This is a genomic window from Shewanella electrica, from assembly GCF_022321485.1.
Classification (GTDB): domain Bacteria; phylum Pseudomonadota; class Gammaproteobacteria; order Enterobacterales; family Shewanellaceae; genus Shewanella; species Shewanella electrica.
The window spans coordinates 416,627-439,583 of the sequence record NZ_JAKOGG010000002.1; the positions used below are offsets into that span (position 1 = coordinate 416,627).

General features: G+C 47.5%; 19 protein-coding genes. 5 read left to right on the top strand and 14 right to left on the bottom strand.

The window, feature by feature from the left end; translation table 11 throughout:
• The first annotated feature begins 9 nt into the window (after window positions 1-9).
• The gene (locus L9G74_RS04430) at window positions 10-483 is read left to right on the top strand and encodes a CreA family protein (protein ID WP_238895066.1); all 474 of its coding nucleotides are present in this window, start codon (window positions 10-12) and stop codon (window positions 481-483) included.
• A gap of 64 nt (window positions 484-547) precedes the next feature.
• Here L9G74_RS04430 and L9G74_RS04435 read toward each other — a convergent pair whose 3' ends face one another.
• The 8 genes from L9G74_RS04435 to ppk1 form a co-directional block, all read right to left on the bottom strand.
• Window positions 548-2,080: a carboxylesterase/lipase family protein gene (locus L9G74_RS04435; protein WP_238895067.1), complete on the bottom strand. Its 1,533-nt coding sequence runs from the start codon at window positions 2,078-2,080 to the stop codon at window positions 548-550.
• 86 nt (window positions 2,081-2,166) lie between these two features.
• Entirely contained in the window at window positions 2,167-2,808 is a 642-nt protein-coding gene (locus L9G74_RS04440; protein WP_238895068.1) for a LysE family translocator, read from the bottom strand.
• Window positions 2,809-2,830: 22 nt separating this feature from the next.
• Window positions 2,831-3,532 carry an aspartate/glutamate racemase family protein gene (locus L9G74_RS04445; RefSeq protein ID WP_238895069.1) on the bottom strand — a complete coding sequence of 234 codons (702 nt, stop codon included), beginning with the start codon at window positions 3,530-3,532 and terminating at the stop codon, window positions 2,831-2,833.
• A 105-nt stretch (window positions 3,533-3,637) separates the two neighbouring features.
• Entirely contained in the window at window positions 3,638-3,943 is a 306-nt protein-coding gene (locus L9G74_RS04450) for a hypothetical protein (RefSeq protein ID WP_238895070.1), read from the bottom strand.
• A 257-nt stretch (window positions 3,944-4,200) separates the two neighbouring features.
• Complete coding sequence (locus L9G74_RS04455) at window positions 4,201-4,401, bottom strand: hypothetical protein (protein ID WP_238895071.1); 201 nt, start codon at window positions 4,399-4,401, stop codon at window positions 4,201-4,203.
• 263 nt (window positions 4,402-4,664) lie between these two features.
• Window positions 4,665-7,526 (bottom strand): TonB-dependent receptor domain-containing protein, encoded by a 2,862-nt coding sequence (locus L9G74_RS04460; protein WP_238895072.1) that lies wholly within the window; start codon window positions 7,524-7,526, stop codon window positions 4,665-4,667.
• A 712-nt stretch (window positions 7,527-8,238) separates the two neighbouring features.
• Window positions 8,239-9,687, bottom strand: coding sequence for a Ppx/GppA phosphatase family protein (locus L9G74_RS04465; protein ID WP_238895174.1), 1,449 nt, complete (start codon window positions 9,685-9,687; stop codon window positions 8,239-8,241).
• A gap of 32 nt (window positions 9,688-9,719) precedes the next feature.
• Window positions 9,720-11,843, bottom strand: a complete 2,124-nt coding sequence (gene ppk1, locus L9G74_RS04470) for a polyphosphate kinase 1 (protein ID WP_238895073.1) — start codon at window positions 11,841-11,843, stop codon at window positions 9,720-9,722.
• Between the two features lie 366 nt (window positions 11,844-12,209).
• On the opposite strand from ppk1, the gene L9G74_RS04475 reads away from it, so the two are divergent.
• The gene (locus L9G74_RS04475) at window positions 12,210-14,150 is read left to right on the top strand and encodes a hypothetical protein (RefSeq protein ID WP_238895074.1); all 1,941 of its coding nucleotides are present in this window, start codon (window positions 12,210-12,212) and stop codon (window positions 14,148-14,150) included.
• Window positions 14,151-14,177: 27 nt separating this feature from the next.
• Window positions 14,178-14,498 carry a YbjQ family protein gene (locus L9G74_RS04480; protein WP_238895075.1) on the top strand — a complete coding sequence of 107 codons (321 nt, stop codon included), beginning with the start codon at window positions 14,178-14,180 and terminating at the stop codon, window positions 14,496-14,498.
• A gap of 134 nt (window positions 14,499-14,632) precedes the next feature.
• On the opposite strand, the gene L9G74_RS04485 is transcribed toward L9G74_RS04480, so the two are convergent.
• From L9G74_RS04485 to L9G74_RS04495, 3 genes are all read right to left on the bottom strand, one after another.
• Complete coding sequence (locus tag L9G74_RS04485; protein WP_326521503.1) at window positions 14,633-16,051, bottom strand: MFS transporter; 1,419 nt, start codon at window positions 16,049-16,051, stop codon at window positions 14,633-14,635.
• A gap of 134 nt (window positions 16,052-16,185) precedes the next feature.
• On the bottom strand, window positions 16,186-16,668 hold the full coding sequence (gene tsaA / locus L9G74_RS04490; protein ID WP_238895077.1) for a tRNA (N6-threonylcarbamoyladenosine(37)-N6)-methyltransferase TrmO: 483 nt from the start codon (window positions 16,666-16,668) through the stop codon (window positions 16,186-16,188).
• A 30-nt stretch (window positions 16,669-16,698) separates the two neighbouring features.
• The gene (locus L9G74_RS04495) at window positions 16,699-17,313 is read right to left on the bottom strand and encodes a LysE family translocator (protein ID WP_238895078.1); all 615 of its coding nucleotides are present in this window, start codon (window positions 17,311-17,313) and stop codon (window positions 16,699-16,701) included.
• Window positions 17,314-17,494: 181 nt separating this feature from the next.
• Here L9G74_RS04495 and L9G74_RS04500 point away from each other — a divergent pair, with 181 nt between their 5' ends.
• A complete protein-coding gene (locus tag L9G74_RS04500; RefSeq protein WP_238895079.1) occupies window positions 17,495-17,701 on the top strand; it encodes a DUF4177 domain-containing protein in 207 nt (68 codons plus the stop codon).
• Window positions 17,702-17,722: 21 nt separating this feature from the next.
• Window positions 17,723-18,517, top strand: a complete 795-nt coding sequence (locus L9G74_RS04505; protein WP_238895080.1) for a TIGR00266 family protein — start codon at window positions 17,723-17,725, stop codon at window positions 18,515-18,517.
• Window positions 18,518-18,584: 67 nt separating this feature from the next.
• On the opposite strand, the gene L9G74_RS04510 is transcribed toward L9G74_RS04505, so the two are convergent.
• The 3 genes from L9G74_RS04510 to L9G74_RS04520 form a co-directional block, all read right to left on the bottom strand.
• Window positions 18,585-20,705, bottom strand: coding sequence for a TonB-dependent receptor (locus L9G74_RS04510; RefSeq protein WP_238895081.1), 2,121 nt, complete (start codon window positions 20,703-20,705; stop codon window positions 18,585-18,587).
• 319 nt (window positions 20,706-21,024) lie between these two features.
• Window positions 21,025-21,807, bottom strand: a complete 783-nt coding sequence (locus L9G74_RS04515) for a hypothetical protein (protein WP_238895082.1) — start codon at window positions 21,805-21,807, stop codon at window positions 21,025-21,027.
• A gap of 354 nt (window positions 21,808-22,161) precedes the next feature.
• A complete protein-coding gene (locus tag L9G74_RS04520) occupies window positions 22,162-22,956 on the bottom strand; it encodes a hypothetical protein (RefSeq protein ID WP_238895083.1) in 795 nt (264 codons plus the stop codon).
• Between the last annotated feature and the right edge of the window lies 1 nt (window position 22,957).

Here is a 22,957-nt window from a genome sequence, read left to right on the forward strand (position 1 = left end):
AGGATATTTATGAACAACAAACTTTGGAGCGTGCCGTTACTGATATTGACGCTAGCGGGTTGTGGCGATGATGTCGGTAAAGTGAGTTTAGGCTGGTTTACCACCAAAGATGTGGTGGTGGATGCGGTGACCGATCCAAAAATTGCTGGGGTGACTTGCCATATTAGTCGTGTTGAAGCCAATCTCGACTTGGCTGATCCATCGGATATGAGCATTGCTTGTCGGCAAACTGGTGAGATCACCGTGGCGGATATCGCCAGCATTGATAAGAGTAAATCGGGCGAGGTGGTGTTTAAAGAATCGCTCAGTATTTTATTTAAAAGCCTGAAAGTTCGCCGCATCTACGATGCTGAGCATCAAACCTTGATCTATCTGTCGTACTCCACCAAAGAGACCAATGGCAGCCATAAACATTCGTTGTCCACCGTGCCGTTATGGGGCACTAAAGCATGGCAGCAACTACCCGTTCAGCCGAGTAAATAATCCGTATATTGAGAGACCATAAAAAAACAGCAGCTGAAGAGCTGCTGTTTCTCCTAGCGCGAGGTTATTGTTCCGCTAACTCACTGATCAAATCCAACTGTGCTTGTTGCGGATCGGTGATGCTTTTAATCTGTGCGGCACCTTCTGGCGCAATCCATAAAATTTGGTCAGCTTTGGCATCATGCTGCTGCCATTGTGGTAGCTGGTCGCCATTGGGATTGCCAGTTTTGGCAAAGTTAACCCAATAGTGCAGTAGGGTATCGGCCACTTGCTGATCTGCTGGGGTCACTTTATCGCCGTAGGCGGCAGCAATGGTATTAAACACAAAGGGAATGTCGCTGGCGTGCAATGCACCCGGCCATTTGCCTTGATTGGCGCTGGCCACATAGCCGAAACGGAACTGCCATACGGGTAAATCGTTGGCGGCAAACGTGCGTGCAACATAACGCGCTGGCTCAATCATCGCTTGTTGAGTAGCGATTTGACCCGCCACGGCCATAGGTGGCAAGTCGGCAGGGTAGGCTTTATCTGCGGCCGCGGCTTTATCCCCAAACACTGACAAAGCATCCGCACGCGTTGCTACTTTGCGGTTAACAAAACCGATATCGGCATCCGTTGCACCCACCATCAATGGCATGCGGGCAAAAGCGCCTTTGCTGAACGCGGTTGTCAGCGGTTGCTCAATCACTTGACCATCAATCATCGGGCCACTGTACGTTGCGGCATTTTCTGGCAGGTTGAACAGCCCTAAGTTGCCGACGAGTTTATCCACGGGTAGCGCGCGTAATTTTGCCAGCGCAGCGGCGTCAGTACCTTCAATGCCGACAGATTTAGCAAAGGTCTCGCCCTGTTGCTTGGCTTGTTGCCAGCTTTCTAGCCCCAGCATCACATCGCGACCGCCACCTGATTGGATAATCGCGCGGTTAAACAAATCGCGACCAAAGCGGCTGGTGAGCAGAATATTGACTGACATACCGCCAGCAGATTCGCCAAACACGGTAACGTTACGCGGGTCGCCACCAAATTGAATGATGTTGTCTTGCACCCAGCGCAGCGCCTTAATCTGGTCCATCAGACCGTAGTTGCCTTTAAACAGATTGCCTTCCAGCGAAGAGTGGGCGAAGAAGCCTAAGCGTCCCATGCGGTAGTCAAAACTGACTAAAATCACACCGGCTTTGGCAAACTCTTGGCCGTGGTATACATCGGTGGCTGCACTGTCCATCACAAAACCACCACCGTGGATCCATACCATTACCGGCAGTGGCCCTTTGGCGTTGTTTGGTCGCCAAATATTCATGGTGAGGCAGTCTTCGCTAAATTCACGAATAAAGCCCTTTGTCGGTGTTTGCATACATGACGGGCCAAACTCGGTGGTTTGCTTAATGCCACGCCAAGGTGTTGCCGACAATGGACGTTGCCAGCGCAACTCGCCTACTGGCGGTTTAGCGTAGGGAATACCAAGAAAGGTATCGACATTTTGCTCGGTAAAACCCTGAATACGACCCGCTTGGGTTTGTACAATTGGGCCATTTTGTGCGGTGGCTGACAGTTGAAAAAATAATGCACAAAGGGCAATAACCCCATGTAAAAGTTTCATAAACGCCTCTTGATGAGTCTGTTTGTGGGTGAACAGCAAAGGCAGATGCGCGAAGAATTGCTGCTTGAGTTAAATCAGTGCCGCAATTAACTGCGGCTGGCTAAGGCCAACTTAACGCCGAGAGAGATAAACAGCGTGCCCAGCACTTTGTTGAGTATCGCGGTAATTTTGCCATTACTTTTGATTTTTTGGCGAGCAATTGCTGTCAGTCCTACCAAAATATGGCAATAAATCAGGCTATTGATACAAAAAATCAGCCCAAGGATGACAAAGGCGAGCGCTTTGTGGCTGGCGTCATGCGCAATAAATTGTGGTACAAAGGCCAAGAAGAACAGCGCCACTTTGGGGTTGAGTGCGTTGGTCATAAACCCTTGTAGATACATTTGCCGATAGCTTTGGCTGGCGTTAACCGTGGGGGCGCTAGTGCCAGTATCGCTGCTCGCTTTGCTAAGCAAGGCTTTTACGCCCATGTAGATAAGGTAAGCTCCACCAGCGATTTTGATCACGGTAAACGCTAACGCTGAGCTGGCTAGCAACGCCGATAACCCCAGTGCCGCTGCGACAATATGCACAAACATACCGCTGCAAATGCCCAATGTGGTGACGCTACCTGCCCGCCAGCCGCGGGCGCCCGTTTTTGCCATGATCAGTAATGAATCTGGCCCCGGGGCGAGATTGAGCAGAAAACCCGACAAAATGAATAACGCCAGATCATGAATACCAAACATCACATCGTCCTTAATTGAGTGATTAAGATGATTTGCTCAAGGCAAAGTTTACCGCGCAGGTTGCATGAATCGCCGTGGTGTCCAGCAGTGGAATCGCATGATCGCATTGCTGTAATAACATGCCAATTTCGGTACAACCGAGAATAACCGCTTCAGCACCATTTGCCACTAACTGATCGATAATGTCGAGAAATTGCTGTTTGGAGGCGGCATTGATCTTACCGAGGCACAGCTCTTGATAAATCACTTGATGGATCAAGGCACGTTGTTCGGCGGCGGGGATTATAACCTCAATAGCAAACTTGTCTTGTAAGCGCTGTTTATAAAAAGGTTGTTCCATGGTGAAGTTGGTACCGAGCAGTGCCACTTTTTTCAATTGTCGGCGCTGGATCTCCGCGCCTGTGGCATCGGCAATGTGCAGCAGTGGAATCGTTAAGCTGGCTTCAATCTCGTCGGCGACTTTGTGTATGGTGTTGCTACAAATGACGAGTGCATCGGCTCCCGCCGCTTGAACTTGTAGGGCGGCATTTATCAATAGTTGGCTGAGTTGCCGCCAATCACCTTGGTGTTGCAGTTCGGCAATGGGCGCGAAATCGACACTGACCATTGCGACTTTGGCAGAATGTAAGCCGCCAAGTTGTTGTTTTATTCCCTCATTAATCTGTTGGTAGTAATGTTGGGTACTTTCCCAGCTCATTCCTCCGAGTAAACCGATGGTTTTCATATGCTTGTCCCTAAGAATGCAACAACATGGTGTAGGGCGTCTATGTTGACACGGATCTGGCGTCACGTCATGGCATCTATGCGGTCGGGCGGGGTGGGAGGAGGTTTAATCACCGTGTTGTAACAGACTAAGCCACTTGTCGGTGTCGGCAATAATGAACTGGTAGGTTTCACCACTGTTCAGCTCGATCTCTAAGGCGCTCTGTAATCGACTGGTAATGGTATGTTCACGAAAGATATTGCGCCGGACGCTGCGGATGTCGTCGCGGTCGAGAAAGTAGGGACCAAAGCCGACTTGTTTATTCAGCGGTTCAAAGGTCAACTGTTTACCGTTAATGGTGAGTCTACCATCTGAACGTGCGACACCGACTTGGATGGTAGCTAGGGCACTGCAGGCTTTAGTCGTCTCCATAATCAACATTCCTTGTTGGGTTGGGCAATGAAACACTATAAAACTAGCCTTGTACGTTAAGGCCTGCCAGTTTTCAACGTTTATACCTTAGGAGAATAGTGCTGTAACAAGTTGGACAAAAATCATTCATATGTTGCCTGCATATACCGAGGAATCTGCGGTATATATTCAACAAAGCTGAATTTCACGTCAGCGGATGTTTTGTCGTGATAAGACGCACAATTGGCACGCGTTTGCAGCCTTCGGAACGATAAGTATCATTCACCGTCGATCAACTCACATGGGATAGTGCCCAAGTAAAAGTAGTATCCTGCCGGGCCTAAGATGAAGCTGAGCAGTGTCCAACTTGTACGCCTTTTGGGGTCGATCACCGATGTTGAGTTTAATGCTTTCCAAGCAAATGCCAGATGTAAAATCATCAAGGTGATAACACCTACCAACAGCCCAATATCAAACATAATGCCATCCATGATTCAATTAAGTCAGAGTGTACAACTGCGAAAGTTATTGTAGGTACTCTGGTACTTAATTATTTGATATAACTCAAAATAACCCTAATGCTAAAAAGATGTAAACAACAGATGTGATATTGCTCAAACGTTTGCATATAATTTATACGATTTAACCATAAGGTGTGCTTTTTGTGCTAAGGGCGTCTTAACGCGGAGAAACATCAGCCATAAAGTGAGTTATGGCTGATGTTGGGGCTGGCAACTAAAGCTTAGAAGCTAAAGCTGGCAGAGGTGTAGAAGTAGCGGCCAACGTTGTCGTACATGGCCGAAGAGGCACTTGTGCCGATAGTACCGAAAGGCAGTGACTTGTCGAATACGTTATCCACGCCGAATTTCAGCCCTAAGCCATTATCAAATTTATAGCCGATGGCCATTTCACTGATAACGTAAGTGCCGTAGTCCATCACGTTGCTTGGGTTAGCGTTGCGCGCCAGCGATTGAGCAGAGTATAAGTCCACTTTCTGCATGTAGCGGGTACGCCAAGTGGCTTCCCAGTTATCACGGTCATACTTCAGGCTTAAATTACTTTGCCAATCTGGCAGACCTGCTGTGCCTGCAAAGTCTTCGTAGCTGCTTGGGTCATTTTGGAAACTGTATTGGCGATTGCGAATAAGTTTTGTGGCGATCAAGCCAGAGGTCAATTCACCGCCCAATAGATCAAAACTATAGCGTACGTCGAAATCTACACCGCTGGCTTCCAACTTCGCCAAGTTCATTGATTGAACGACGATATTGTTAATTTGATGGTTATCTGGGTTGCGTGAGATCAAGGCACAGTATTGGTTGTTGATACCAGTTTCTGAATCCAAGCACTTATCGAGAATATCCTGCGCATCGATGCTGCTGATGGCGTCATCAATGGTGATATCCCAGTAGTCTACTGTCAGAGCTAAGTTATCAATAAAGCTAGGTTGATATACCAGACCCAAGGTGAAACTTTTAGATTTCTCAGGATTAAGATCGCGGTTACCGCTGCTTACTCCTTCGAGGGTGCTACTGTCATAGGCGGAGTTGAAATCAGCTGGCACACCTAAAGCGGCACAGTTGGCGGCGCGAGTGCTGGAGTTATCTAGCTCATTTAACCGATCTAACCGGCAAGAATCTTTCACTTGGAAGAAATCTTGGCTGGCTGCGCCATAAAGTTCACTGATGTTTGGTGCACGAATCGCGCGGGCATAGGTACTACGCATACGCAGTTCGTCGTTAATTTCCCAACTCAAACCCGCTTTCCACGTAGTGGCGTCGCCGATAGTGCTGTAATCGGCGTAACGACCGGCTAAGTCCAGATCCAGTTGGCGGATCAGCGGCAAATCTGACAGCAATGGCACTGACAGTTCAGCAAACACTTCTTTGACGTTAAATGAGCCTACATCATTGCCCAACGCATTAAAGAAGGTTTTTTTATCGTAATCTGGCTCTTTGGTTTCGCTTTGTTCTTTGCGGTATTCAACACCGGCTGAGAAGCCAACGAAGCCAGCAGGCAATTCAAACAGGGATGAATTGGCAACACTGCCACTCAATACTGTCTGTTTGATGGTTGAGGTGCCGGTTAAATCGACGTTGATGTAATCAATCGCGGCTCGGCTAGGTGCACCAAAACCAAAGATATTGATCGGGGTACAACCCTCGGCGCGGGCTGTTGCACTGCGGCATACCGCATTGCCATCAGCATCGCGTACTGAGTCCAATGCATATTGGTAGTTTTGATAGATCAGGTTATTTTTGTTGGTACGTTCAAGGTCAGTTTGACCATACACTGCATAGATATCGTAATCCCAATCTTCGCCAATTAGGCCTTTGACACCTAAAACATAACGTTGAGTTTCACGCGTATCATCTTCAATACGCACTCCGGCGTCAGTCATGAAGCGGTTAACAACAAAAGAGTCGACGTTTTGTGATTGCATCAAATCACGCAGTTCGGGAGTAACAAACGCGTTATCGATCGATACGGTATTTTTGGGGTTGCCAAAAAAGTATGCTGGTTGACCACTATTGGAAGCTTCAGTGCGAGAGTATTTCGCTTCGAAGTAGACACTATCTTCGGTGGTGATGTCGTAGTTAGTTTTAAAGTTCAGGTTGTAGCGGTCAAACTTAGGTTGCAACTCATTGAATTGTTTTATATTGATTGAGTCACAATCTGTACAGAAATTGCTGTACTGGTTCGAGCCTAAATCAACGCGCGAGAATGAACCATCACGGTTAAAACGTTTCCAATAATCTGAATCACTTAATTGGAAACGGCCATCATTTCCCATGGTGTAGTAACCAGAATTCGGTGTGCGGATCATATCTGGGTTACTTGGGTCGTTGTCGTCGACGCGGCCTTCGGCATTGTTTGCCATGTTCGCATATGAGGTTTTGGTTGCGTCGCGATCCATCGCTCCCAGAGCATTTTGACCAGAGTATTCTGCGGCAAATGCCACATTGCCGCGGCCACCATCGATATCTTGACCGTAAGAGATTGAGAAACGTTTTTTACGGAAATCGCTGTCATCGGCGGTACCGATGGAAGCATTGATATCAAGACCCGTGATATTTTTCTTCAGGATGAAGTTAACCACACCAGTAACTGCATCTGCACCATAAATAGCCGATGCGCCACCAGTGATGATTTCAACGCGTTCGATCCACGCACTAGGAATAGTGTTAACGTCAACCGCTGAAGTGCCTTTTTGGCTGGATACGTGACGTTTGCCATTCACCAATACCAAGGTACGAGATGTCCCCAAGTTCCGCAGATCTAGCAGGTTCAATCCCGCAGTACCGATGGAGCTACCACCTGAACTAGCCAGCGACATAGTGCTGCCTAACGCTGGCAGTTGGTTCAGTGCTTCACCGATGTTGGTTACACCGCTACCTAACAGTTCTTCACCGGTGACCATGGTTACTGGTGTAGGCGCATAGGCGTTTTCGCGGGCAATACGAGAACCTGTGACTTCAATGCGTTCATAGGTCTGTTTATCATTATTTGCAGCGGCATCTTCGGCTGCGACAGCAGATGTGGACAGTACTGCGGAGCCTAATAAAGACAGCGCAATAACTTCTGCTAGACGAGATTTACTCGGCATATTCTCCCTCATGATTATTATTGGTATCAGTTGATCTGATTTGAAAATATCCAAAAGTCGCATGGATAAATAAAATAAGCTTGGGAATATAGCACTCGATATTAAAAAAACAATGGTGTCAAAGAGGGCTGTTTTTCATTTTTGAATTCGCGATAGCAAACGGTTGTAATAGCCATTTTTTGAGGTTTTAAAATTTTCATCGTTTCCATTTGTGGTGCTTTTTGAATTACTTGTTGCTTTTTGTGTATATTTTTTAACAATAGTTTTAGTTGTGACTTACAAGATGAGATTTGTGGTTTGTTGTTGATTTATTTTTTGTTTATAAGTGTTTAAATGTTGTTGGTTTATGGTTTTATTTGTTCTCTTTGAAGATGAGATTTTTCTTAGATGAATCTGTTGAGTTGTTCATTTGTCTAGCAAGGTTTTTTAGCGCGTATTTCATGGGTATTTAATCTATATTGTTGTTTTTAATGAGATTTGTGTGGTTTTACTATCTGAGCTTTGATATTGGTTATGAAATTAACAAATGCAATGTTGAAGAAATTTCATAAAGAAAATATCGGTGGGGATTTTTGCAATTATTGATGGAAATCACAATTCATAACGGATTGGTAGGTGACGAATAAAAATATCGGTCACAGTATGGTTAATTAGTGAGCGTATTACCGTTTCATAATTAACCACCAATGAATATTTATATTTTCAAATTTTGCTAAATAAAACTAAAGTTGAGGTCAATATTTAAACTTTTTAGTTGTTTTTGTTCGCGTTGCAGATCTTTGACAAACAGGCTAAAACGATGCCGAGGCTCGGCGAAGGTTAATGAAATGCTGTTAGCTGATGCGGCTATTTTGGCAATGGATAACCGACCAGATACTCGTCCTAAATTCAGTAATACCGCTAAACGAATTAAGCAGATCAATCGTTCCGTAGTTAGCTTCTGCTCCGGCTCCATGGTTTCAATGCGTTCAAGGTCGAGTTTTTTACGTTGGTTGCCAATTAATAACGCCAACATATGTTGTTGGGCCTCACCAAAACCTGGCAGATCGCTGTTGGCGATAATATAAGCGCCATGTTTATGGTGGGCGCGCGAGTTAATATGAATGCCTATCTCATGCAAAATTGCGCTGTAGGTCAGCGTACGTTGCCAGTGTTGTAGCTGCCATTCGTCGGCGACTGCATTAAATAGGTTAAGCATCGTCATACGGACTTTTTCTGCATGCGGCAGATCCACATGATACAGCTGCGCTAAGCTGTCGACGGTGCGCTGGCGAATGTCACTGTTGGTTTCAATTCCCGCCATTTCATATAAGACTCCCTCACGCAATGCGCCGTTGGCAAATGTCAGCGAGAGAATCGGTAAACGGCGAAAAAAACTGGTGAGAATGGCAAGACCGGCGGCGAGTAAATGCGTGCGTTTTTTCTCGATATTGTCGAGCACGATATTGTCGACATGGCCCCAATTGATCAACTGTTGCCGCAGCTGTTTTAAGCGGGGCAGGGTGATGAGTTCATCACCATGAAACTGCAGCATGGCCTCGCAGATCGCTTTAACGCTGCCAGAACTGCCTAATATCAGTTCCCAATCGCCAGTGAAATACTCTTTAGACAGTGAGGCGAACTGTTTATCTGCGGCTGTCATGGCTTGTTTAAATGCTTCAGCGGTGAGTTTGCCACCACTAAAAAATTTTTGATTGTAGCTGACACAACCACAGCGAAGGCTTGAGAGGCGGGTGGCGCTGGTGCGGTTACCCAATACGACTTCGGTGGAACCGCCACCGATATCAATGACAATGTTTTTGGCGGCCAACACTTGGCTATGCACGATGCCGTTATAGATGAGGCGGGCTTCTTCGTGACCTGACACCACTTCAATCGGATAAGGCAAAATATCGTAGGCGGCGCGAATAAACTGCTCGCGGTTTCTGGCAACCCGCAAGGTATGGGTGGCGACCAAGCGCACTCTTGGCCCCGGCACTGCCGAAAAACGTTGTTTGAAGTCTTGTAAACACGCAAGGCCGCGTGTCATTGCCTCTTCACTTAATAGGTTGTCGTCATTCAAACCATCCGCCAATTGCACTAACTGTTTCTCTTTATGCAGTAGCTGAATGCTGCCATCCTGCTCGCGGGCAATCACTAAGTGAAAGCTGTTTGACCCCATATCTACCGCAACAAAGTGTTTTGACGAATCGCTCAAGATGGCACTCCTATGACCCCGTTTTCCGTTGAGGTGGCGCTAATTAGCTGTTGTTGAAATTTCTTTTCCGCAGTGATGAGATATTGATAAACCGCCATTTGCGACTGTACTTTGCGTTTGTTGCCGCGGGGTTTATAAACGTTACTTTGTTCCTTGTTGATGATACGCGCCTTGGTATTGTCCGCAAACTGCAACGCCAAAATATCCATCAGTACCGCTTTTAACGCCGGATCGTACACGGGCGCGCTCACTTCCACGCGATTGTCTATGTTACGGCTCATCCAATCGGCGGAACATAAAAACAGCTTATTTTCACCGCCCGCATAAAACAACATAATGCGCGAGTGCTCTAAAAATCGATCCACGATGCTATAGACCGAAATGTTGTCACTGATGCCGGGAATTTCTGATAACAAACAACACATGCCGCGGATCAGCAGCTTAATTTTCACGCCAGCGGCTGATGCTTGATAGAGTTTCTGGATCAACACTTCATCGACCAAATTATTGAGTTTGAGTGTGATTGCCGCTTTCTTGCCGATATTGGCTTGCGCAATTTCGGCATCAATCAATCGCTCCAGTTCAGGCCGCACATTGACTGGGGAAACAATTAAATGTTTAAAATCAAAACGTTTATAGGGATGTTGAATAAACTCAAATACTTGGTCAATCTCACTGCAAATCTCTTGGTTAGCGGTAAACAGCGACACATCGGTATAAATCTTGGCGGTGCTTTCGTTGAAATTGCCGGAACCAACATGACCGTACAGTTGCAAACCGTTTTGCTCTTCGCGGCCAATCAAACACAGCTTACTGTGTACTTTTAAGCTAGGGATGCCGTGATGCACGGTCACTCCCGCCTCAGCCAGTTCACGGCTCCATTCGATGTTATTCATCTCATCAAAACGGGCGCGCAATTCAATAATGGCGGTGACTTGTTTGCCGTTTTTCACCGCATCGATCAGTGACTGAATGATGCGCGACTTCTTCGCCACGCGATAAATATTGAGCTTAATAAAGCGCACTTTCGGGTCGTAGGCCGCTTGACGCACCAGCTCGGTAAAATGGGAGAACTTGTGATACGGGTAGTGCACCAAGATATCGCGATGTTGAATGGCATCAAATTTATTGGGGAAGTGCTTAAAAATAGCGCAATCCAACGCATCAATTTTCTTGTTCACTAAATGTTTACGGCCAGGGTTAGGAAAGCCAATAAAATCTTTAAAACTGTGATAGCGACCACCGGGAATAATACATTCGGTATTGGAGATTTTGAGATGGGTGGTCAGCATTGCCAGCATATGCTCTGGCATTTCTCGGTCATAGGCTAATCGCACCGGCTCGGCGGTGAGTCGTTGTTTTAAGCCGATGGTCAATTTTTCCAGCTGGCTTTGTTCCAATTCATCGGTGAGATTAAATTCAGCATCACGAGTAAATTTCATCGAATAAGCTTCGATGTGGTCATACTCAAAGAACGGCGCAAACAACTCATCTACGCAGTGTCGAATAATGTTATCCAACAAGATTAAGTGTTTCTTGAGCTTGGATTTTTCAGCTGGCAACTGCACAAAACGTTCAACATTTTTGGTGGGAACTTCCACCAGTGCATACTGTTTTTTCTCTGGGGTAAATAAGCAAACCACCAGATAGGTGGAGTTGTCATTAATGTGCTTAATCAGATCGGTATTGTTATGGATAATCAGCGGGGCGATATGCCGTTTGAGATGATCACGAAAGTAAGCGCGTAGCCATTGACTATGGAAATCACTGAGCTGCTGTTCGTTGATCAAGTAAATATTGCGCCGTGCCAGTTCTCGCATCAGTTCGCTGTAGATGGCGTCGAAACGTTCCTGTAATAACACCACCTTGGTTTGGATTTTTGCCATCAAGTGCTTACTGATGTTGCGGCCTTCTTGCAGGCTCGATAACAGCATGGAACGCCGCACGGCGGCGACCCTAACACGGAAAAACTCATCCATATTACTGGAGTAAATCCCCAAAAAACGCACTCGCTCGACTAATGGCACTGAACTATCGGCCGCTTCTTGCAATACTCGCTCATTAAATGATAACCACGACAGTTCTTTATCGATGGAAAACTTTTCAGACGATGGAGACACAGGTTTATTCCTTGACACTGAGTATACGAGGTGCGGTAACTCTTTAATGTGTATCGCTAATTAGCAAAGCACTCGGCCGCTAAAAAAGCAATACACAAGGCTGGAGAACGCCCAGGAGTCGGCAAAAATTCCGCATTTATGGTGGCGAGCAAAGTAGCAAGAGATTGTGAAGCTGATATGACAAATTGAGACTATATGACAGTTTAGTGTCTGTCTTGTGACAGCCCCTAGCACGGTGCTCAAATGAAATAGCGTTACCGAGCGTTGTGTCAGTTTGGGGTAATCTTAAGATGTAAAGCTGGTGTGAAAAATATGCTATGTTGCATGGAACGTTGGCGCTGACCAAATAACCATTAGGAGTCGTAGGTGAAGTCCAAGCTAGGGATCTGTTTGGTGGTAATTGCGGCTGGTGGCATCTGTTGGTGGTTATACCCAACGGCCAGCAGTGATAACACATCATCCGCCGTGAACAATAACGCAAGACGCATTGATTGGAACGTGCCAGCAGCCACAATGTCGCAGGATGTTGAACATCCATTATCTTTGCCAGAACGGCTTGAGCAAGCCAAAAAAGCCAGCTTCGAATGTTGGCAACAAGAGCAACAGAATTTGCAGGAAAGGCAAAGCCGATATGACAACCCGCTCAACCATGCGCTAATGACAGCGCTAGCTAATGGCGAATCCTATGAGCAGCTATTGATGCGTGTGCCGGAAGGGCGGCTGTCAGGGTACTATGTTCTTCAGCTCAATATCGCGCAACGTCAACTACAACTGCAACAAATGGGCTTTGAGCCGAGTGAGCAACAATTGGAACAGCGCCGCCAAGAGCCATCTTTTGATCGATGGTCGCTAGCCGAACATATCACCATGCTGAGCGAAGCGAATGCGGCTAAACAGTTTTATGAACTCAGAGATGGCTTAAGCCAGTTAACTTCGCTGGACCAAGAACAGTTTGCGCAGCAAGCGAGCGGCTATCAGCTAACCAGTGGTGATCTCACCACCTTGATGTTGCAAGACTATACCACCTTTTCCCAAGAGCAACTGTTAACCCTGCTAGAGCAAACACCGACGCAAGTGCTCAACCAGAAGCCATTGGTGATCAATATGGCAACCAATGTCCCTATGATGAATATTGCCGATTATGCTGCTTATGCTTTGAATGTACCGGTATTAAAAGCACTCGCCGAACGTGGCATCTATCCCACAGAATTAAAGGGTTACTTTGGACCAATAGAGAATGCCCTCAACCATCCTAGTTGGGGCAATAGCGATAATGAGCAGATGTCGACAATGCTGCAGTATTTAGTCGACCAAGGCTACAAAGCTTATACCGTTAATACCGAGGCAGGTGTACAGCTGGGGTCGCCTTTGTTCCCTGAGAGCGGGAGCGATCACCAAGCGGCAAAACAGTTTTTACAACGCGCCAATGCACTGACGCCGAGTATGGCATTAACTGGCTCCGCCACTGGCGCTGTTGATCGTGCTTTAAATGACATCGCTGCGGCGAGGGAAAAGCGCAATGAACATTTCCGCACTTGCCAAGCGTTACAAATGGATCTCAGTCAAATCGAACAGCTACTAAATGGCCGACAAATAGACATGAAAATTAATGAGTTAGCCAAACAATTTAGCGGCGATGCATTATTAGAGGCATTGCAGACGGAAGATCCCGCATTGGTGGATATCTATCTCGATAGCCGCAGTGCTGGCCGTCCAACGCACCAACAAGCGTTTCGCGATGCGATGCTGGAGGACGATCCTGTTGTTGGCTTAGGCGAACTGTTACAAACGACCGAGTTAACCGCGGATGATATAGATGTCATGTTATTGAATCTAATAAACTTCCCCACACTTGTACCTTACTGGAATAATCGACAAACGCTGTCGGCACCCAGCTCATTGTCTATTTTGAAACATCTCAATGCAGACCAAATGACGTTGTTAATCGAACAAGGATTCGATCTGCATATCACGGATCAATATCAGCGCAATCTATATGGGGTGTTGTTCAGTAGCCAACCGCAATTTATTGAACAGCTTGAGCAAGCGCGAGTTGATCCTTTCAGCAATGATTATGGCGCTGATGCGTTGGATATGGCCCTAGATAGAAGTTATCTCGACAATACATTGTTTGCTGGTACGCTACAGATTCTGCAAGCGTGTGTGTCGCTAGAGCCTAATCATCAAAGGCGTTTAGCCCGCTTAAAACTGTATCGGCCGCAACTGTACCAGCAATTGCTGGCGATGGACCCAAGGGTTGTCATCAACGATGGCGTGCAGCCGAATGTCGTGCTCAGTGTGCAATGAGCAATTTTAGCCTTCAGAGGAAGAAGCATGAAAATAGTCACAACAGATACCATTAGCGGCTATCAAGTCAGTGCCACATTAGGTGTTGTTAATGGTAGCGTGGTGCGCAGCAAACATCTTGGGCGCGATATTATGGCTGGGCTAAAAACGCTTATCGGTGGCGAGATTAAAGGCTACACCGAGATGCTCACCGAAGCGCGGCAAATTGCCATTGAGCGGATGATTGCCCAAGCAGAACAGCTCGATGCGGACGCGGTGGTGAACGTACGTTTTACTACCAGCGCGATTATGAATGGCATGTCCGAAATGCTGGCCTATGGCACAGCGGTTAAGCTGACACCGGCATAACCCAACTACATATCTACCGAGGTGCTAGGGGCTGTTTATCTTTGCTGATTGTTTTTACAGCTGACTGAGCGTGATTTAGGCAAGGCAGGTGATGCGCCGTGTAGTTATTCTCCACAAACAGCCCCTAGCGACGCTTATCGATGTTTCAGCACGCTGGCGCCAGCGTTTGCGGGCAGTCTTGCACAGTCGAAAATTGCCAGTAGGGCAATCCCCGCAATAAACCACATGGATAAGGCAAAGTCGGCGGCTGAGGCGGTAGCACTACTGCCACCGTTGATCAGGCTGGCAATGGCTAAACTCAGTGCGCCAATGGCAATGCCGGCACCGAGATTCATCTGCATAATAACGGCTTGCAACGTGTTGGCATCCGTCATCTGTTTGGTTGGAATATCGGCAAAGCCAATAGTATTCATCGCGGTGAAGTGCATCGAACGATTCATGCCACTGACAAACAGCAAGGTCGCAATCAACCATTTTGGCGTATCGGCACTAATAAAGGCCATTGCCGCAAAGCCGATAACCACCATCAAGCCATTGACCACCAAAACTTTTTTAAAGCCGAAGCGATTCATTATCGCGGTAGTGGCGGGTTTCATGGCGAGGTTGCCAGCAAAGAGCCACAGCAGCAGCGCGCCAGAAGTGACGGCACTAAAGCCAAAGCCAACCTGAAACATCAAGGGCAGCAGAAACGGCACCGATGAAATCGCGATACGAAATAACGACCCGCCGACAATAGATACACGAAACGTACGCACGGCAATCGGTGCCAGATTAAACAAAGGTTGTGGCGCATGACGTAAGTGTTTGACGGTAAAAGCCAACAGCAGCAAGCCAGTAGCCAAAATGGCTAATGCTAAACTCAAGGCAATATCATCACGGCTGCTAAATTCGATGCCGGTCATCGTGCAGCCAAACCCCAAGCCGCTAAGCACAAATCCCTTAATATCAAAGCCTTGAACACTACGTGGCGTTGCTGGAATGAGCCGCCAAGCGGCCAATAGTGCCAGCGCACTTAGCGGGACATTAAGTAAGAAGATCCAATGCCAGCTCCAATGGCTGGCGATCCAACCGCCCAATACCGGCCCGATTAATGGCGCGACCAAGGCGGGCCACGTCAAAATCGCGATCGCTCGCACCATCTCCGATTTTGGCGTGTCGCGTAGCACCACTAACCGCCCCACAGGCACCATCATGGCCCCGCCCATACCTTGTAAAATACGGGCAAGGGTAAATTGTGTCAGATCTTGGCAGAGTGCACACAGCACAGAAGCCAAGGCAAATATGACAATGGAACCGCTAAAAATGTGATGCGCGCCAAAGCGTTCGGTTGCCCAGCCGCTCAACGGAATAAACACTGTCATGGCGATGAGATAGGCAGAAACACCTAAGGAAAGATGGGCGGGTGCTGTGCCAAAATCAGCGGCAATCGCGGGTAGGGCAGTGGTAATGACGGTGGCATCTAAAATCTGCATAAACATAGCTCCTGCCACCAGCAGAGCTACAGAAGTACGGCGATCAATCGTTATCATCTTGCAACTTACGTTATGGGACATCAAACCAACATTAACGGAGCGATGAACTGGCTATAAAATAGAGTTGGCTATGTTGATGCGCAGGCATTTATCCTAGGCAACTCGCAACTCGCAACTCGCAACTCGCAACTCGCAACTCGCAACTCGCAACTCGATTACTCAAATCGATCATCGGCTTGGGTGACGTTATTCGCTGCGGTTTCAAACCAGCCACACTGGCTATGTTCGCGGTTATCAAACTGGCTGACAAACGGTTTGATATCGAGCACTGGCGTGCCATCTAGCAGATCTAACTCTTGCACATATAAGCGATTAGCTTCAATTTTTTGTAATCGTACTAATGACATACCAATGGGATTAGGCCGACTTGGCGCCCGTGTTGCGAACAATCCATGTGGTTTGTCGTCAAGATACGGCGTGACGGCTAACTTCGGCTGTCTAGCTTGGTGCAGATGGCATAACACCCAGATATGGGAAAATCCTGCCAAGTCTTGCAGTGCCTCAAGATATTGCGGTGCAATCTCAATCATGCCTTGGCTGGCATTATCATGCGATGGCTGCACCGGAGTGCCAGCTTGTTGGGTGAACGGGCTATGCACCACTCCAATGCTTTGATAGTGGATGTGCGAAACTTCCATGAATAACTCTCCTTTGCCTTTATGTCAGGCCTAATCTAACGCTAACCATACTCCCACTAGCATCATCAGTATCCCTGAGGTGCGATTGAGCCATACCACTTTGTTGCCATGGGCTAATGCTGCACGTAGTCCTTTACCGCCGGAGGCGTAGGCCAACATACATAGCAACTCGGACACCATGATAATGCCAATTAAGCTGGTTAACTGTGGTGCCATCGGCATTGATTGATCAATAAATGGTGGCAGTAGCGAAATCATAAATGCCCAACCTTTGGGGTTGGCAATGGCGGTAATAAAACCTTGTGACATTAACGCCGTGCGGCTTACATCTGTTGGTTGCTGCTCCGTTGCTAGTGTGGCTGGCGCACGCCACATACTTAGGCCAACCCAAATGAGATACGCGCCGCCAAACCATTTCAGCCATTGAAATACATCCGGGTGTTGCAGCATCACTGCCGCAACGCCTAACGCGGCCGCCAAGGCAACTAATGCGACGCCTATTACCTCACCGAGCATCATCCAGCTGGTGCGTCTTACACCCACTTGCATGCCCAAGGTCATCGCCAGCGTCATACACATGCCCGGCGTGGCGGAAACCAATAGAAAGGTAGGGATAAATACACTTAACAACGAGTAGTTCAGCATGGTTTTCTAAGATTACTGCGAAAAACTGAGCATAATCAAAAGCGGTGTTCGGCTGCAATAGGGGCATTTGTCGGATTTTTAATCGGCTCGGTCAACATGTGGAATTTCCTGTTGCACCATTCGACATTTTATGTCAAATTCTGCGACATATTATGTCTTAAGGTGATGCAGGGAGCAATTGATGCAACGTGTGGTGGAATTTAGAAAGAAACATTTCTGGTCCGGACGTTTGAACCTTGACGCGTTAAATACGCAGCTCGATAAATACCGTGAACAAGGCTGGCGCGTGGTGACTATCCGCCCAGTTACTGCCACCTTTGGTGTCGGCGGCTCATGTTTAGTACTGTTAGAAAACGACGATGAGGCATTGCAGCCAGTATCTTATTAATTTTGTGCAAGAGGAATTGCCATGCGTAAACAGTGTCACGAAGTAGATTATGAAATTATCGGCGAAAGCATGCAGTTGGTCGAAGTGGAGTTAGATCCGGGCGAGACCGTGATTGCTGAAGCGGGGGCGATGACTTACATGGAATCGGGCATTCAATTTGAAGCGCGTATGGGCGATGGCTCGGCGGTTGAATCTGGCTTCTTTGGCAGTTTGCTTGGCGCGGGTAAACGTATGCTCACCGGTGAAAGTTTGTTTATGACGCATTTCTCTAACCATGGTCACAGCAAACAGCGGGTGTCGTTTGCTGCGCCTTATCCCGGCACGATTCTGGCAATCGATTTGGATGATGTCGGTGGTGAACTGATCCTACAAAAAGACAGTTTTTTAGCGGCGGCATTGGGTACGCGTGTCAGTATGAAGTTTAACAAACGCTTAGGTGCGGGCTTCTTCGGCGGTGAAGGCTTTATTTTGCAAAGCTTGCAGGGGGATGGGATGGCGTTTATTCACGCCGGTGGCACCTTGATCCGTAAAGAGTTACGCGACGAAAAATTACGGGTTGATACCGGCTGTTTGGTGGGGTTTACTGCGGGGATTGATTACGATATTCAACGTGCTGGCTCGTTAAAGTCGATGCTGTTTGGCGGTGAAGGGCTGTTTTTAGCCACGCTGGAAGGGCATGGCACCGTGTGGCTGCAAAGCTTACCGTTCTCCCGCATGGCCGACCGAATTATCGCGCACGCCCCCTCTGCTGGTGGCAGTGATCGCGGCGAGGGTTCAGTCCTCGGAGGGATTGGTCGCATGTTTGACGGCCGCTGATACCCTACAACGATGCATAAAAAAACAAGGCGGAGCATTGCTCCGCCTTGTCGCTAGCGTCGTTAACTTAGAAACTGTAAGTCAAAGATACCCAGTAGTTACGACCTGGGTTCACGTAACCTGTGGTTGAACGTGAGGTGCTGAAGTATTCACCAGCATATTCGGTTGAACGTCCAACACCATACAACTGTACTTCCGAGAAGTCTTTACCAAACAAGTTGTCGATATTGGCGTTCACTGTGATGCTATCACTGAACTTGTAGGTCGCCCCCAAATCGATCACTGTCCATGCTTTCATGTTCGCGCCTAACGCGTCATGGACCAGTTGTTGTGTTGCGGTGAGGTTGTCGTACAAGCTGGTGTAACGTGGGATCTCACCGTGATATTCCGCAGAGATACGGGCGGTAAAGTCATCAGTTACTTGCCATTGCAAACGGGCATTCGCCATATGTTTCGCCGTAGCGTTAAATGGTGCACCATCGTTAACACCACCTTCTTGTTCAGTGTCGTTGTAGGTGTAGTTTAAGTTAAAGCGTAACTCATCGATCAACACTGGGAATGAGGTGGCAAACTCAACCCCTTCAACGCGAGCACGGCCAATGTTACGGAATGAAGTGATGTTGTCACCGAGGTCATAACCGTTGATAGCGTCTTTGTACTTGTTGTAGAAGAAGGTGACGTTAGCATTAAATTCGCTGGCGTTTTCATAGTAAACACCGGCTTCATAGTTGGTTGATTTTTCTGGTTCCAGATCTGGGTTACCCACAGTGCTGGTGGTCCCGTTACCGCCGATACCGCTAACGCCATCATGGAGTTGGCTCAAAGATGGGGTGTTATAACCAGTACTCACACCACCTTTAACAGTCCAGTTTTCATCGACATTGTACACCGCGTAAACACGTGGGCTTACGTGGCCGCTAAAGTCATCGTGCTTCTCATAACGTGCACCGAAAGTGAGTTGCAGCGGCGAGAAGATTTGCCATTGATCTTCGGCATATAAGGAGTAGTTATCTTGTTTGAAGGTTTCGCCACTGTTAGCCAGCACGATGCCGTCCTTCATTTGGGCGTTCCAGTATTCAAAACCTGTGGTCAGCAGGTGATCGTCACCTAAACCCGCAATCAATTTAGTGTTGAAGATGATATTACGGTTTTTCAGCTCGCGGCCTTCACCGATCATATAGGCTAAGTCCGCTGGCAAGCTTTGACCAGTCAGCACACGACCACGGTTTTCCGTAGTGGCATACAGCAGGTTCGATTTCCAAGTGGCGAAATCGAAATTTGCGTCGTAACCCACCACCAGTTTGTTTTGTTCGTAGTGCAACATGTCTTCATAGCCACCACCGGACGTGCCCACTGGACCGAGTTGGCTATTTTCGTTGTTGAACTTTTGACGCGCTACTTCACCATCAAACCACAGGTGATGATTAGCGTTAATCTTGTAGTTCAGGCGGCTGCCCAAGGTATAACGATCGCTTTCGGTAGGGAACGGAGTACGTGTGGCGCTGGTTTCGCTCAGCGATTCCATGCTGGTACCTTGGCGATGTTGGCTATTACCGCGCAGCGTGATGCTGAGCTTATCTTTGATCAACGGACCAGAGGTATAGAAGCCAACATTGGTGCTATCACCCCATTTGTCATCTTCTTGTACTGAGTGCCCCACGTTGACACTGCCTGCCCATTGGTCTGCATATTTTTTAGTGATGATGTTAACCACACCGCCGATGGCGTCTGAACCGTACAAGGTCGACATTGGACCACGGATCACTTCAATGTGATCAATCGCGTTCAGTGGCGGCATAAAACCGGAGTTCATGCTGCCAAATCCGTTAGGGGTTGCATCTGAACTGGCAGATTGGCGTACGCCGTCCACCAGTACCAAGGTGTAATTGCTAGGCATACCACGAATACTGATATTTAATCCGCCCGTTTTACCTGTGCCGCTGCGGATGTCCACACCTTCAACGCCGCTTAGCGCTTCAGCCAAGTCATGATAATTGCGTTGCGCTAGCTCTTCATTGCTAATGACAGAAATAGACGCTGGGGCGTCAATAATTTTTTGTTCCATGCCACTGGCGGTAACAACAATGACTTCGTCAATTTTTGTTTTTGCTGGGTCTGCAAATGAAGGGGTTGCGAATACGGAAGCGGTGATTGCTAAAGCGATTGGAGAAAGTATCAGTTTTTTCATGCTGTTATAACCATCTAAGAAGCGATATGCGTCGTCTGTAAAAGTTAACGCAAATGATAATGAGTATCAGTTGTGAGTATGTTGATCAATATCACATAAAACACGCTGATTCAAAATTTACTGATATTAGATATAACAATTGATTAATAAATGTTCTAAATGTCGTTTGGTTGATAGTTTTTTATACTGTGAATGTGTGGTTTTGTTCTTTCGGCAAGAATATTCGTTGGTTGGGAGGTTGTTGATCATATGCCATTTTGGCTAGAACTGATTAGCAACTAAGCGCACCACTGAAGCCATGCGCTTAGCTGAACACTTTTTACTGCGCTACAGCAGGTGCTTGTTGCGGCAGATTAAACTGATTTCTCACCTGAGAGGGCAGCGTAATACGGGTGTCATTTATCTGTCCCTCCAACAGCAACTGATACACGCCGTTAGCGTTGGCGAGTTTGACAGGAACACCCAGTTGTTTGGCGTACCAAGCGTCTTCTATTTGTGGCTCGGCTGGCTCACCATCGTTATTGATCCGTTGCTTGGTGTATTGCAGATGACAGGTATCAAAGCTGCCCGCAGGGGTGGTGATGCTCTCCATGCCCACAAAACGCGTGGTGCGCTGATATTGCTGTTCATGGGTAAATACCACGCCGAAAGTTAAACTCTGCTCCACGCTTTGGTAGCTGAAATCACTGCTCTCATCAGCTTCAAGAAAGTTGAAACTCTCGGGCACCGCAGGGCTAAACGTACGGCTGATGAGCCCAAAATCGCGTTGATTATTAAATTCGACCGCTAATGCTAGAAACTGCGATTGCTCGGCGTCCACTTGGTTATAGCGTGACGCCCACAGTTGATACTTTAACGGCTGTTGCAGCGAGTTGGTTGAAATCTCTGTCACCACGGCGGCTTGATCGTGAAACTCACCGGCTTTCATCTGCCATTGTTGGACACTCTGCATGCGGCCATCGACATAGGTGGCTAAGGCAAACTGATTACCCGCTTGATAGAAATTGGGGTTGTAGCATTGCAGCGCACTATTTTCAGGAATTGATGGACCACAGCCGCACAGCAATATAACGGCGGCTAATGGTATCAAAGGGTATTTCATGCATTGTGTCCTTGCTTGCTGCCATAGGCGCTTAAGTCGGTCCAAGCGATAATGGTGCCGTGATTTGACGTTATGTTAATAGGAATCCTCGGGTTTTAGCATAGTTAGATGTTTATTCGCTGCAATCTTAAGCAACGACAGCCATCAGCGACGGCTGTATGGTTTGTTGCCTTGCTGCTCTTGATACACGCCGTGTTCTGCACCTTGTGCAGCATTGGAGAGCACTTTATACAGACATCGTGAGAGCGTCATGAGCGGCATTATGCCTTTAGTTAACATAAGTGAGTGCAGCGCCAGCCTAGTAAAGTGCGGGCTTAAAGCCACTCATGGTGGGAATGAGCCGGTGTTTCATGCTTATCCTTGTGTGTTTGCCGTCGCAAGAATCTCCGCTAAATGCAGTTTTTCGATGTCAGCGGGTGTCGGAGCAAATGTGTCACCATTGACTTGGGCATGAACTAAACGATATCGATTGGCTGACACCGCCTCTTCACCTGAAATCGACATATCGGCAGGGATCCCGAGTTGCTGCGCATACCAAGTATGAATGGTTAATTTGTGCGGCTGTCCATCGTCGGCGTTGGTTACTTTAGTGGTCACTTCCATATGGCAGGTACTAAAGGTGCCCGCAGGTGTGGTGATTTGCTCGATGCCGTGAAAGGTGGTGGTCTGCTCATAATTCATGGTCACGCTATCTTGATCATCGTCGAGGGCAAATTCATTGATGTAGCTGTAGCTGCTGTGACGCGATTCACCCTGTTTGGCAAAGTTAAAGTCAATCAATTGTGGTGCACCATTTTCTTTGCGTTTAAACACACCAAAACTGGAATTTTTCTCGCTGCTTTGCAGGGCAAATTGGTGATTGTCGGCATCGATAGCCAGTGTTTCGCGGTAGTGAATATCTGATCCTATATCGACTTGATGCATACGCTGCAGCCCTATACCTGACGCTTGCTGCGGGTGTTCTCCCGCTGTCAGTGTTGTGCTGAGATAGGAAGTTGGCTGATTGCCATCAAATTCAACCATGAGGTAGGCATTGTCGGTTTGGTAGAGATCTGCGTTAAAACAACTCATCGCGCTATTATCGGGTACGCCGCAACCTGCAAGCAGTAGCGTGCTACAGATCGTAGTGCTGAGTACGATACTTTTCATG